Below are 12,978 nucleotides of genomic sequence, written 5' to 3' on the forward strand. Positions count from 1 at the left end.
TCCTCCTGCCGCCCGCCCAGCCCGCGTGCGCCCGGCCGCCGGCCGGGCGCCTGGTAGAAATGCCGGATGAGCCAGGATCGGACAGCCGTACGGGAGCGGGCCGAGGCGGTGCTGCGGCGGCTGGCCGGTGAGCACGCCCGGCTCCGCGAGGACCAGTGGCGGGCCATCGAGGCGCTGGTGGTGGACCGCCGCCGGGTGCTCTGCGTGCAGCGCACCGGGTGGGGCAAGTCGGCGGTCTACTTCGTCGCCACCGCCCTGCTGCGCGACCAAACCGAGCCAGCCGGCCCCACGGTGATCGTCTCGCCGCTGCTCGCGCTGATGCGCAACCAGGTCGAGTCGGCGGCCCGCGCCGGCATCCGGGCCCGGACCATCAACTCGGCCAACCTCGACGAGTGGGACGAGATCACCGCCGAGATCCACGCCGGTGCGGTGGACGTGCTGCTGATCAGCCCGGAACGCCTCAACAACCCGGACTTCCGGGACGGCGTGCTGCCGAAGCTGGCCGCCACCACCGGCCTGCTGGTGGTCGACGAGGCGCACTGCGTCTCCGACTGGGGGCACGACTTCCGGCCGGACTACCGGCGGCTGCGCACCTTCCTCGGCAACCTGCCCCAGCGGACGCCCGTGCTGGCCACCACGGCCACCGCCAACGCCCGGGTCACCCAGGACGTCGCCGAGCAACTCGGTGACGCGCTCGTGCTGCGCGGCACCCTGGACCGGGAGTCACTGCGGCTGGCCGTGCTCGACCTGCCCAGCCCGGCGCACCGGCTGGCCTGGCTCGCCGACCACCTGGACGGGCTCCCCGGCTCCGGGATCATCTACACGCTGACCGTGGCGGCGGCCGGCGAGACGGCCGAGTTCCTGCGCGCCCGGGGCTGGTCGGTCGCCGCCTACACCGGGCAGGCCGAGGACGCGGACCGGCGGGCGGCCGAGCAGGACCTGCTCGACAACAAGATCAAGGCGCTGGTCGCCACCAGCGCCCTCGGCATGGGCTTCGACAAGCCAGACCTCGGCTTCGTGGTGCACCTCGGCGCCCCGCCGTCGCCGATCGCCTACTACCAGCAGGTCGGCCGGGCCGGGCGAGCGGTCGAGCACGCCGAGGTGCTGCTCCTGCCCGGCACCGAGGACGCAGCCATCTGGCGGTACTTCGCCTCGCTCGCCTTTCCGCCCGAGGAGCAGGTCCGCGCCGTGCTGGCCGCGCTGCACCCGGACCGGCCGATCTCCACCCAGGCCCTCGAACCGATCGTCGACCTGCGCCGGGCCCGGCTCGAGCTGATGCTCAAGGTGCTCGACGTCGACGGCGCGGTCCGCCGGGTGCGCGGCGGCTGGCTCGCCACCGGCGAGCCGTGGGTCTATGACCAGGCCCGGTTGCGCCGCGTCGCCGAGGCGCGCACCGCCGAGCAGCAGGCCATGCGGGAGTACGCGACCACCACCGGCTGCCGGCTGCGCTACCTGCGCGAGTGCCTGGACGACGCCGACGCGGCGGACTGCGGGCGGTGTGACACCTGCGCCGGCCCGCTCTTCACCGCCGAGGTGTCCGACGCCGCGCTGACCGCCGCGCAGACCTTCCTCGGCCGGCCCGGGGTGGTGGTGCCGCCGAAGAAGCTCTGGCCGACCGGGCTCGACGCGGTCGGCGTACCCCTGAAGGGCCGCATCCCCCCGGCGGAGCAGGCGCTGCCCGGGCGGGCCGTGGGGCGGCTCTCCGACCTGGGTTGGGGCGGGCGGCTGCGCGGCCTGGTCGGGCCGGACGCCCCGGACGCCCCGGTGCCGGACGACGTGGCGGCGGCGGTGGTCGAGGTGCTGAAGGCGTGGGCGCACGGCGACGACCCCTGGCCGCGCCGCCCGGCCGGGGTGGTCGCCGTCGGGTCGCGGGCCCGGCCGGCGCTGGTCGGGTCGCTCGCCGAGCGGATCGCCGCCGTGGGCCGGCTGCCGCTGCTCGGCCAGGTGGTCCCGACCGGCCCGTCGCCGGCCGGTGGGCCGCGCGGCAACAGCGCGCAGCGGGTACGCGCCCTGCACGACGCCTTCGCGGTGCCCGCCGAGCTGGCCGACGCCCTGGCCGGGCTGGGCGGGCCGGTGCTGCTCGTCGACGACCTGGTCGACTCGGGCTGGACGATGGCCATGGTGGCCCGGCTGCTGCGCCGTACCGGCGCTCCGGAGGTGCTGCCGCTGGCGCTCGCGGTGGCCGGCTGATCCGTCGCCGGCTGATCCCTGGCCGGCTGATCCGTGGCCGGGCTGATCCGTGACCGGCTGATCCGTCGTCGGACGGGTGGCGGAAGTTCCCGGGCCGGCCGGATTGCGAGCGCCGCCACCGTCACGGACCGTCCGCGAGCCGGCACGGCGGGGGCCGGTACCGTGGGTCCCATGACCGAGCAGCGACCCGTCGTCCAGACGTACGCCGTCACCGGAATGACCTGCGAGCACTGCGTACGGGCGGTCACCGCGGAACTCTCCGCCCTGCCCGGGGTGGAGGAGGTCCGGATCGACCTGGCCGCCGGCACCGCCACGGTCACCAGCGGCGAACCGCTGCCCGTCGAGTCCGTCCGGGCCGCCGTCGACGAGGCCGGCTACGACCTGGCCGGCGGCATTGCCTGAGCCGTCGCCCAGCGCACCCGACGCGCCCCTCGGGGTGGACCGGGGCACGCTGCGGCTCGCGCTGGTGGTGGGCGGGCTGGTGCTCGCGGTGCTGCTCGGCTTCGGCCTCGGCCGGCTGAACCCGCCGCCGACCGCCGCGTCCGGCGCGGCCGGCGCCGCGCCGTCGAGCGCGGGGCACACCCATCCGCCGGGCACCGGCGCGCACTCCCACGACGGGGCCGACGTCACGCAGGCCGGCGGCGCGGACGCCGGCGGACTCTCGGTCAGCTCGGGCGGCTACACGCTGACCCCGTCGACCGTGCGGTTCGTCCCCGGCCGGGCCGGGGAACTGCGCTTCCAGATCCGGGACGCGCGGCGGCGGCCGGCCACCCGGTTCGCGATCGTGCACGAGAAGCCGATGCACCTGATCGTGGTGCGCCGCGACCTCACCGGCTTCCAGCACCTGCACCCGACGATGGCCGCGGACGGCACCTGGTCGGTGCCGCTGACCCTGCCCGAGGCCGGGGTGTGGCGGATGTACGCCGACTTCACCGTGGTCGCCGACGACGGCCGGCAGACCGCCGCCACGCTCGGCGCCGACCTGGCCGCGCCCGGCCCGTACGCGCCCCGGCCGCTGCCCGCCCCGGCCACCTCGACCACGGTCGACGGCTTCACCGTCGGGTACGACGGCACACCCCGGGCGGGGGAGACCCTGCCGGTGCGGTTCACCGTGCGCGGCGCGACCGGCCCCGCCCCGCTGGAGCCCTACCTCGGCTCGTACGGCCACCTGGTCGCGGTGCGCGAGGGCGACCTCGGCTACCTGCACGTGCACCCCGGGCCGCAGGCCGAGCCGGGCGGCGTGACGTTCTGGATGACCGCGCCGGGGCCGGGTCGCTACCGGATGTTCCTCGACTTCCAGGTGGGCGGCGTGGTGCGGACCGCCGCGTTCACCCTGACCGTCGACTGAGGGCTCAGCCGGCCCGGCGCACCGGGCGGCGGGCCAGGTAGCGGAGCAGGTCCCGGATGTGGTGCTTCTCCTCCGCGGGCACCGTCGGGTCGGCGAGCCGTTCCAGGATCACCCGCACGTCCGCCTCCACCGGCGCGTCGTCGCCCCGGCGGCGGGGGACGTGGCCGGCGTCGGGCAGGCCCAGGGCCCGGAACGCCGCCGCCACCGGCAGGTCCAGCGCGGCGCAGAAGCCGCGCACCTTGGCCAGCTCGGGGTAGTCCTGCCAGTCACCGGCCAGCCACCGGAACACCGTGGAGCGCCCCACGCCGGTGTGCGTGGCCAGGTCGGTGACCGTCCAGCCGCGCTCCTCGCGGGCGTCGTCGATCGCGCGCCGCACGAACCGCGCGAAGGCCATCTGCGGTGAAACCTCTGCGGACCCCATCCTTTCGGGTCTTCCCCTTCCGCGGGCGCACTCGACTCTGCGCATCGAGGGTAGTACGGCCGGGCCCGGAAACAACTGACTGATCGGTCGGAAGGTCCCGTGACCGGGACTCGATCCGCCGCTCCGGCGGTACCGGCCGCACGCGGTGGGCAGAGGCGGGCCGGCCCGGCGCCGTCAGGCCGGCGAGTCGGGATGCGGGGCGCCAACCGAGGCGGGCCGGCCCGGCGCGGTCAGGCCCGGCGGGTCGGCGAGTCGGGACGCGGGGCGCCGACCGAGGCGGGCTGGTGCGGCGCGGTCAGGCTGGGCGGGTCGGCGAGCAGGGTCGCCAACCGGGGCGTGACGCCCCACTGACCGACCAGCTCCCGGTACTCGGCGCGCTGCGCGTCGGTCGGCGCGGTCCCGATCAGCCGGGCCCGGATCAGCAGGTTGCGCGGGGTGTGCCGGGAATCGACGAACTCCACCACCTCGGCCCGGTAGCCGTGCAGCCGCAGCAGGCCGGCCCGCAGCGCGTCGGTCAGCACGTCGGCGAACCGCTCCCGCAGGATGCCCTGCCGGGTGAGCAGGTCGTACGGCTCGGGCGCGGGCCGGGACCGCAACTGGGCCGCGAGATCGTGGTGGCAGCAGGGAGCGGCGAGCACCCACCGGGCGCCCCACCGTACGGCGCGGGCCAACGCCTCGTCGGTGGCGGTGTCGCAGGCGTGCAGCGCCAGCACCAGATCCGGGGCGGGCTCGACCACCGCGTCGGCGATGGTGCCGGCCACGAAGCGCACCCGCTCGGCCCAGCCCAGCCGCCCGGCCAGCTCGCTGTTGCGCCGGCGCTGGTCCTCGCGGACGTCCACCCCGACCAGGTCGACGTCCAGCCCGCGCCCGGTCAGGAACCGGTACGCGGCGAAGGTCAGGTACGCGTTCCCGCAGCCCAGGTCGACCACCCGCAGCGGCCCGGTCAGGTCGTCCGGCAGGGTGGCGGCGAGCGCGCGCAGGAAGGCGTCCACCTGGCGGCGCTTGGCCGCCGAGCCGCCGATCTCGGCGAAGAGCGGGTCGCCCGGGTCGAGCAGCCAGTCCTTGGCCCGGTCGTGGCCGCCGGGCTCCGGCGCGGGCCGGCTGGCCGCCGCGCGGTGCACCTGCGCCTCGCCGGACTTGGTGACCCGTAGTTGGAGCGTGGCGTCGGCCGTCTCCACGTGCCAGTTGCCGAACGGCTCGGCGAGCAGCGCGTCGACCGCCGCGCCGGCCTCCGCGCCCGGCGCCACGTTCCGCGTGTACGGGCGGGCGCCGTCGGAGGTGGAGATCTGGAGCCGGGGTCCGGCCTTGAGGGTGACCGGCCGCAGTTCGGCCCGGACCACGGTGGGCCGCTGCCCGCGTCGCCGGCCGGCGGCGACCGCGCGGGTCAGGGCGGGGTCGAGCAGCAGCGCCCGCACCTCGGTGAGGGCGGCGTCCAACGGTTCCGGCATCACTCGATCTTTCTCGTCGTGGCGGGCGGCCCGGGTTGCGGAGAACGGGCGCTTCCGCCGGTGGGGAGGCCGCGAATTGCGGAGAACGGGCGCTTCCGCCCGGTCGGGAGGTCGCGAATTGCCCGCCGGTCGGGAGGCCGCGAATCGCGGAGAACGGGCCCTTCCGGCGGTTGGGTAGCCCCGATTTGCGGCAGGCGGGGGTGGATCACGGTGGATCACCCGGGACGGACGACGGCCCCCGGACCGGAGTCCGAGGGCCGTCACCTGTCGCTTGTCAGTCGGCGGTCGCCTCGGCCGGCGTACCGCTGCCCGATCCGCTGCCACCACGACGGCGCCGGCGGCGGCGCGGCTTCGGCACCGACTCGCCCTCGACGGCCGACGCGGCCGGCTCGGCACCGCCGTCGTTGGAGATCACCGCGGTCGGCTCGCCGGCGACCGCCTCGCCCGCCCGGCGGCGTCGCCGCCGGCGCGGGGTGCGCTCGCCCTCGGCGCTCTCGCCACCGTTGGCCTCGGCCGGCGTCGCGGGGGCCTCAGCCGGCGTCGCGGGCGCATCGCCACCACGACCCCGGCGCGGCTCCCGGCCCCGGCTGTCGCCGCGCCGCCCGCCACGCTCACCGCGGTCGCGCTCACCGCGCCGCGACCGGCCGCCGAGGTCCTCCTCGACCTCCGCGGCGAGCCCGGCCCGGGTCCGCTCGGCGGTCGGCAGGGTGCCGCTGATCTCGCGCGAGATGTCCAGGTCGGTGTAGAGGTGCGGGGAGGTGTGGTACGTCTCCGGCGGCTCGGGCATGTCGAGACCGAGGGTCTTGTCGATGATCCGCCAGCGGGGCATGTCGTCCCAGTCGACGAAGGTCACCGCGACACCCGTCGCCCCGGCCCGGCCGGTGCGGCCGATCCGGTGGGTGTAGGTGTCCTGGTCCTCCGGGCAGTCGTAGTTGATGACGTGGGTGACGCCGGTGACGTCGATGCCCCGGGCCGCCACGTCGGTGGCGACCAGCGTGTCGATCTTGCCGGCCCGGAACGCCCGCAGCGCCCGCTCCCGGGCGCCCTGGCCCAGGTCGCCGTGGACGGCGGCGACCGCGAAGCCACGGAAGTCGAGGTCCTCGGCGACCCGGTCGGCGGCCCGCTTGGTCCGGGTGAAGATCATGGTCAGGCCCCGCCCCTCCGCCTGGAGGATTCGCGCCACGATCTCGACCTTGTTCATCGAGTGGGTGCGGTAGGCGAGCTGCGTGGTCTGCGGCGACGGGCCGGTCTCGGCGGTGTGCCCGGCGTGGATCGTCACCGGCCGGCGCAGGAAGCGCCGGGACAGTGCCACGATCGGGTCCGGCATGGTGGCCGAGAAGAGCATGGTCTGGCGGTCCTCCGGGAGCATCGCCAGGATCTTCTCGACGTCGTCGAGGAAGCCCAGGTCGAGCATCCGGTCGGCCTCGTCGAGCACCAGCGCGCGCACCCGGTCCAGCCGCAGGTGCTTCTGCTTCTGCAGGTCCAGCAGCCGGCCCGGGGTGCCGACCAGGATCTCGACGCCCTTGCGCAGCGCCTCGACCTGCGGCTCGTACGCCACGCCGCCGTAGATCGGCAGCACCCGGACGCCCCGGGTGCGGCCCGCGGCGTCGAGGTCCTTGGCGACCTGGAGGCCCAGCTCGCGGGTGGGGACGACGACCAGTGCCTGGGGCACGCCGTCGCTGCCTTCGGCCGGGGCGAAGACCCGCTCGAGGAGCGGGATGCCGAAGCCGAGGGTCTTGCCGGTGCCGGTCGGCGCCTGGCCGATCAGGTCGACGCCGCGCAGCCCGATCGGCAGCGCGTACTCCTGGATGGCGAAGGCGCGGGTGATGCCGGCGGCGGCCAGGGCCTCAACGGTCTCCGGGCGGGCGCCGAGCGCGGCGAATGTGGGGGCCTCCGGACGGACCGGAGCGGTGGGGGCCAGTGGCTGGCCTTCAGTCTGCTCACTCATCTGGATGTGGGGGTGCCCTCTCGTGGTGCGCCCCTCATGTCCTCAGGGCGCGTTCGGTATGGCGCGGGCCACACGGTCGGGGGCGGTACGCCGAGCCGGACCGGGCCGCACGCGCGCCGGGGACCGGCGGTGACCAGCTCAGCTGGTCGGATCGGTGCCCACGGCAACTGTCTCATCCTACCTGAACCACCCCTGGGCAGTCCTCATTCCAGGTGAGCGGGCGGCGTCCGGGGGTGACAGATGTGACCTGGACCACAGATCATCCGGGCGGTAGCCTGCCCTCGTGCCCGCCCCCGACCCCGCCGCGGTCGACCTGCTCGGCCTCGTGGCGTACGGCGAACTGCTCGCCTTCGACCGGCTCGCCGCCGACGCCCGGCTCGCCCCCGACCTGCGTCGACGGGCCGCGCTCAGCGAGCTGGCCGCCGCCGGGATCGCCCACTACCGGTGGATCACCGACCGGATCGCCGCGCTCGGCGCCACGCCCGAGGACGCCGTGGCCCCGTACGCCGAAGCGCTGGAGGCGTACCACGACTCGACCGAGCCGCGGGACTGGCTGGAGGCGGTGACGAAGGCGTACGTGGGGGACGCGATCACCGACGACTTCCTGCGGGAGATCGCCGACGGGCTGGACGGGCCGGAGCGGCGGCTCGTCCTCGACGTCCTGCACGACACCCGGTACGCCGAGTTCGCCGCCGCCGAGATCCGGGCCGGCATCGCCGCCGACCCCCGGGTCGCCAACCGGCTCTCGATGTAGGCCCGGCGGCTGCTCGGCGAGGCGCTGTCGCAGGCCGGACGGGTGGCCGCCGCCGACCGGGGCGCGCTCACCGCGCTGATCGCCCGCCGGGAGGGCGTGGACGTGCCTGGGCTGTTCCGGCGGATCACCGACGCGCACACCGCGCGGATGACCGCCGCGGGGCTGAACAACTGAGGCCCGGTGGCGCCGTCCCCGGCCGGTGCGAGGACTCCTGGCGCGGGGCCGTGGCGCCGTGGCGGGTCACCCCGCCACGGCCACCTGGCAGGGAATCAGCGGACGGTGAACCCGACCGCGCGGGGCGAGGACTCCGCGATCTCGACGTAGGCGACCTTGCCGACCGGCACGATGACCCGCCGGCCCTTCTCGTCGGTCAGGGAGAGGCTGCCCTCACCCTTGGCGAGGGCGTCGGTCACGATCTGCTCGATCTCGGCCGGCGACTGCGCGCTCTCCAGGACCAGCTCCCGCGGCGCGTACTGCACGCCGATCTTGACCTCCACTGTGCCTCCTCAACTGGGGCGAAAGTGCCGCCGTGGGAAGGCTATCCGATCTGACGGCCCCATGTTCAGGCTGACTCACCTTGCAGCGGGAAGCTGGCGATACCCCGCCAGGACAGGGCCGCGACCAGCGCCTCCGCCTCGGCCTTCGGCACCTGCCGACCGCCGGCCAGCCAGAACTGCGCGGCCGTCTCGGCCGCCCCCACCAGACCCGAGGCGAGCAGTTCGGCGTGCGCCCGGCTCACGCCGGTGTCCGAGATGATGGTGTCGGTGATCGCGGCGATGCAGCCCTGCTCGACCCGCTCCACCCGCTGCCGGACGGCCGGGTCGTTGCGCAGGTCCGACTCGAAGACCAGCCGGAACGCCTCGCTCTCGTGGTCGACGAAGTCGAAGTAGGCGCGCACCGCTGCGCTGACCCGCTCCTTGTTGTCGTTGGTGCCGCGCATCGCGTCGTGCACCTTGGCCACGATGGCGTCGCAGTGCGTGTCCAGCAGCGCCAGGTACAGCTCCATCTTGCCCGGGAAGTGCTGGTACAGCACGGGCTTGGAGACTCCCGCCCGCTCGGCGATGTCGTCCATCGCCGCGGCGTGGTAGCCCTGCGCGACGAACACCTCCTGCGCCGCCGCGAGCAACTGCTTGCGGCGAGCCGAGCGGGGCAGCCGGGTGGGCCGGCCGGTGGTCTGCGCACCGTTCCCCACAGCGGTCATGGGATCCTCCGAGTTCCTAGTACGAGCCGGCACTTATCACCCGAACCGGTCGGGGTAGGTGAACCCGTCCCGGAATTGGCCCGCCGCTGTAACTTATCGCCACTGTCACCACACGGTAGCCTCAGCGGGGGCGACCAAGGAGCGCACGGTGAGTGAATCAGGGCAACCCGGAGCCCCCACCCCGGGAGAGCACGGCGACGGGACGGGTCGGCAGGACGACCTGGCCCGTACCGGCAGCGGGTGGGCGCCCCCGGCGACCGGCTGGGCCCGGGGCGCGGACGCGCCCGGTGGCTGGCCCCGGTCCGAACCCGCCACCGGCTGGGCCGCCTCCTCACCCCGCTACGGCGATCTTCCGGCCCCACTGCCGGCCCTGCCCGTCGAGGAGCCGTCGGCCCGGGTCAACGGTCGACACGTCAACGGCGTGCCGCACGCCGGGGAGGAATCGCCCGTGACCCGCCAGGCACCGGTGAGTGCCCCACCCGTCGACCCGCCGCACCGGGAGACCGACCGGCCGGTCGTACCGGCCCAGCGGCCGGCGCCCGGGGTGGAGCAGCCGGCCGCCGACGCGGAGTCCGGGCCGGCCCGGCACGCCTCCGACGAGCCGCCGGCCGGGCGCTGGGCGGACGGCGGCGTCCCGTCGTCCGCGCCGCCGGCCCTCCAGGTGCCGCCGGTCGGCGCGGCTGCCAGCGGATTCGAGGTGCCGCCCGGCTTCCACGCCCCGGCCGTCGACCGGTCCGCCGAGCAACAGCCACCGTCGCTCTCCCGGGGCTGGGCCGACCGGCCCCCGACCGAGCCGCCCTCGCTCTCCGCCGGGTGGGCCGGGCGGCCGTCCTCCGCGCCCCCGGCCGAGCCGGACCGGTCCGGTCGCCCGTCGTCCGCGCCGCCGGCCGACCCGGAGCACCCCACTCCGGTGTCCCCGGCCGCCCAGGGTTGGGGCGACCGCCCGCCGCCCGCCCAGCCGGGCTGGGCCGACCGCACCACCCCGCCGGGGCACGACCCGACCCCGGCCGGCCCGCCGGGCGGCACCGCCGACGAGCAGCGCACCGGCCCGGCCGCCGAGCAGCCGGCCGGCCCGCCCGGTGCACCGGACTGGGCCGCGCCGAGCTGGAACCAGCCGAGCAGGAGCGGGGCCTGGGCGCCGCCGTGGGGCCGGCCGGACACGGTCAGCGGCCACCGGGCCGGCGACGAGCCCGGACCGGCCGCGCTCCGCGCCGTCGGCGAGGAGCAGCAGCCGGGCGGCCGGGAAGCCGACGCGGCGACGGGCCGGGAGGACGGCCCGGCCGCCCGCCGCGCGCGCGACGAGTGGGCGCCCGGGCCGGCCCAGCCGTCCGAGCCGACCCGCGCCGAGCAGCCCACGGGGTACGCGCCGCCCAGACCCGAGCGACCCGGCGGGTACGAGCCACCCGGCGGCGAGCGGTCCGCTGGATATCCGCCGGCCGGGGCCGAGCGCCCGGGCGGGTACGAGCTGCCGGGCGCCGAGCGGTCGGGTGGATACGAGCAGCCCGGGGCGGAGCGGTCGGGCGGGTACGAGCCCGGGGCCGAGCGGTCCGGGGGATATGAGCCACCCGGGGCCGAGCCGGCCGGCGGGTACGAACCGCGGCGGGCGGGGCAGCCCGGCGGATACGAGCCGCGCCCGGCGGAGCAGCCGGACGGGTACGAGCCGCGCCCGGCGGAGCAGCCCGCGGGGCACGAGCCGCCCCGGGCCGAGCGGTTTCCGGGCTACGAGCTGCCCCGGACCGAGCCGGCCACGGGATACCAGCCGGCCACGGGATACGAGCCGGCCACGGGATACGAGCCGGCGCGCGCCGAGCCGGCGCGGCCGTACGAGCCGGTGCGCGCTGAGCCGTCCCCGGGATACGAGCCGTCCTGGGCGGAGGCGGGCCGACCGTACGAGCCGCCCCGCGGTGGCGAGCCGGCGCCGGTGCCCGAGCCGGCGACCCGGGAGGTCCCGGAGCGCCCGTCCTGGGCCGGGCCGCCCGTCCCGGTGACCCCGTTCGGCGCGCCCCCGTACGCCGCACCGACCAGCGCTCCGCCGGTTCCTCGCCCGGCGCCCGCCGACGCCGGGCCGGCCGGGCCCGCTCCCGGCGCCCGGCGGGCCGAGGAGCGCGACAGCGGCCCGTACCGGCCGCGCGCCGTCGCGGAGCCGCCCGGCGAGCCGGCGGCGCCCGCCGTCGGCCCGGCCGGCGTCGAGCGCGTGCCGGCCGCCGAGCCGACCGTTGCCCCGCCCTACGCGGCCCGCCGGTCGGCGCCCGAGACCGCGCCGCCGGCCGAGCCGGTCGCCGAGCCCGAGGCGGCGGAGGCCGCCCCGGTGGTGCTGCCGCAGCGCGTCCCCGCCGAGCCGGACGTGCCCGTCGTGCCGGAGCCGCCAGCCGTGGAACCGTCCGCCGAGACGCCGGAACTCGCCCGCATCGCCACCCACCTGCGCCGCGACGACGAGCCCGCGCCGCTGCGGGAGCGCCCCGAGGGCTTCGACGTCAACGCCATCCTGGACGCGGTCCGCGAGGTGCCCGGCGTCCGGGACGCGGCGTTGCGGCGTACCCCGGCCGGCGCGCACAGCCTCCGGCTCGACCTCGCCGACGGCGCCGACGCGGCCGACGTGAGCCGGATGGTGGCCCGCCTGCTCCAGGAGCGGATGGGGCTGGCCGCCGCCCCGCAGAACCTGCCCGGCACGCCGGCCACCCCGCCGCCGGTACGCCGCCGCTCGGTCTCGCCGCGCGCCGCCGACACCCGCGCCGCCGACACCCAGGCCGCCGACACCCGGGCCGTCGAGTCCCGCCCGGCCGAGTCCCGGGCCGCCGGGGCGCGCTCGACCGAGTCGCGCGGCGGCGAGGACGGTCCCGCCGGGCCCTGGCCGGGGCGCGCCGCCGAGGGCCGGGTCGCGGAGAACCGGGCCGGCGAGGGGCGCTTCGGCGGCACCGAGGCGCGCGGGAGCCGGCTCGCCGAGCCGCCCGCCGAGGTCGACGACGAGCCGGGTGGCGAGCCGCCGCGCCGGCGCCGGCCCGGCACGACGCACCGGGGCCGCGCGGCGGTGGAGGAGTCGTCGCTGGCGTCGGCCCCGACCGGTACGTCCACCGGCAGCCCGGCCACGGTCGGCACGTCGTACTCCGGTGGGCAGATGACCACGACGGAGACCGCGCCGTCGCGCCCGCTGGACACCGGCGGCCTGCCCGGCCCCCGGGCGGTGATCGACCACGTCCAGGTCAGCACCTTCGGTCTCGACGCCACCGTGGAGGTACGGCTGATCGCCGGCGACCGGACGGCGGAGGGGCACGCCACCGGGCCGGCGGTCGACGGGTACGTGCTGCGGCTCTGCGCGGTGGCCGCCGCCGCCTCGGTGGACGAGTTGCTCGGCCAGGCGGTCCGGACCGGGGAGCGGGGGCGCTGCTTCGTGGAGCACGCCGCCGTGGTGCCGTTCGGCAACTGCGAGGTGGCCACCGTGGTGGTGCTGCTGGTCTGCGACGGCTGGGTGGAGCAGCTTGCCGGGTCCGCCCTGGTCGCCGGGGACCCCCGGCAGGCCGTGGTGCGGGCCACCCTGGCGGCGGTGAACCGGCGGCTGGAGGCCCTGCTGGCCTGAGCCTGGATCCACCGGTACTCGGCTTCGGTGTCGGGCGTGTCGAGTGAATGAGGGTGCTCCTGAGCAGGAGGATCACGGTTTCCACACCAATTGA

Annotated in this window: 11 protein-coding genes; 6 read left to right on the plus strand and 5 right to left on the minus strand. The window is 76.9% G+C overall.

The features are described 5' to 3' along the window. Nucleotides 1-66 precede the first annotated feature (66 nt). The 3 genes from AB0I11_RS23400 to AB0I11_RS23410 all read left to right on the plus strand — a co-directional run bounded on the left by AB0I11_RS23400 (nucleotide 67) and on the right by AB0I11_RS23410 (nucleotide 3,538). Complete coding sequence (locus AB0I11_RS23400) at nucleotides 67-2,190, plus strand: RecQ family ATP-dependent DNA helicase (RefSeq protein WP_357324200.1); 2,124 nt, start codon at nucleotides 67-69, stop codon at nucleotides 2,188-2,190. A 171-nt stretch (nucleotides 2,191-2,361) separates the two neighbouring features. Then, entirely contained in the window at nucleotides 2,362-2,592 is a 231-nt protein-coding gene (locus AB0I11_RS23405; RefSeq protein ID WP_357324203.1) for a heavy metal-associated domain-containing protein, read from the plus strand. After that, nucleotides 2,585-3,538 (plus strand): hypothetical protein, encoded by a 954-nt coding sequence (locus AB0I11_RS23410; RefSeq protein WP_357324206.1) that lies wholly within the window; start codon nucleotides 2,585-2,587, stop codon nucleotides 3,536-3,538. Before AB0I11_RS23405 ends, AB0I11_RS23410 begins: the two co-directional genes overlap by 8 nt. Nucleotides 3,539-3,542: 4 nt before the next feature. Here AB0I11_RS23410 and AB0I11_RS23415 read toward each other — a convergent pair whose 3' ends face one another. From AB0I11_RS23415 to AB0I11_RS23425, 3 genes are all read right to left on the minus strand, one after another. Beyond that, nucleotides 3,543-3,959 carry a helix-turn-helix domain-containing protein gene (locus AB0I11_RS23415; RefSeq protein WP_046562998.1) on the minus strand — a complete coding sequence of 139 codons (417 nt, stop codon included), beginning with the start codon at nucleotides 3,957-3,959 and terminating at the stop codon, nucleotides 3,543-3,545. Between the two features lie 230 nt (nucleotides 3,960-4,189). Further along, entirely contained in the window at nucleotides 4,190-5,407 is a 1,218-nt protein-coding gene (locus AB0I11_RS23420; RefSeq protein WP_357324209.1) for an SAM-dependent methyltransferase, read from the minus strand. 274 nt (nucleotides 5,408-5,681) lie between these two features. Then, on the minus strand, nucleotides 5,682-7,355 hold the full coding sequence (locus AB0I11_RS23425) for a DEAD/DEAH box helicase (protein WP_357324212.1): 1,674 nt from the start codon (nucleotides 7,353-7,355) through the stop codon (nucleotides 5,682-5,684). A gap of 283 nt (nucleotides 7,356-7,638) precedes the next feature. Between AB0I11_RS23425 and AB0I11_RS23430 the strand changes: the two genes are divergently transcribed. Both AB0I11_RS23430 and AB0I11_RS23435 read left to right on the plus strand, forming a co-directional pair. Continuing rightward, nucleotides 7,639-8,109: a ferritin-like fold-containing protein gene (locus tag AB0I11_RS23430; protein ID WP_357324214.1), complete on the plus strand. Its 471-nt coding sequence runs from the start codon at nucleotides 7,639-7,641 to the stop codon at nucleotides 8,107-8,109. Between the two features lie 42 nt (nucleotides 8,110-8,151). Then, a complete protein-coding gene (locus AB0I11_RS23435) occupies nucleotides 8,152-8,283 on the plus strand; it encodes a hypothetical protein (protein WP_357324217.1) in 132 nt (43 codons plus the stop codon). Nucleotides 8,284-8,378: 95 nt separating this feature from the next. Here the strand turns inward: AB0I11_RS23435 and AB0I11_RS23440 are convergent, their stop codons facing one another. Beyond that, nucleotides 8,379-8,606 (minus strand): DUF3107 domain-containing protein, encoded by a 228-nt coding sequence (locus tag AB0I11_RS23440; protein WP_357324220.1) that lies wholly within the window; start codon nucleotides 8,604-8,606, stop codon nucleotides 8,379-8,381. 65 nt (nucleotides 8,607-8,671) lie between these two features. After that, nucleotides 8,672-9,310 (minus strand): TetR/AcrR family transcriptional regulator, encoded by a 639-nt coding sequence (locus tag AB0I11_RS23445; RefSeq protein WP_357324223.1) that lies wholly within the window; start codon nucleotides 9,308-9,310, stop codon nucleotides 8,672-8,674. Between the two features lie 148 nt (nucleotides 9,311-9,458). Between AB0I11_RS23445 and AB0I11_RS23450 the strand changes: the two genes are divergently transcribed. After that, entirely contained in the window at nucleotides 9,459-12,884 is a 3,426-nt protein-coding gene (locus AB0I11_RS23450) for a hypothetical protein (RefSeq protein ID WP_357324226.1), read from the plus strand. Nucleotides 12,885-12,978 lie beyond the last annotated feature (94 nt).

Source organism: Micromonospora sp. NPDC050495 (assembly GCF_040655175.1).
In the GTDB taxonomy this organism is placed as follows: domain Bacteria; phylum Actinomycetota; class Actinomycetes; order Mycobacteriales; family Micromonosporaceae; genus Micromonospora.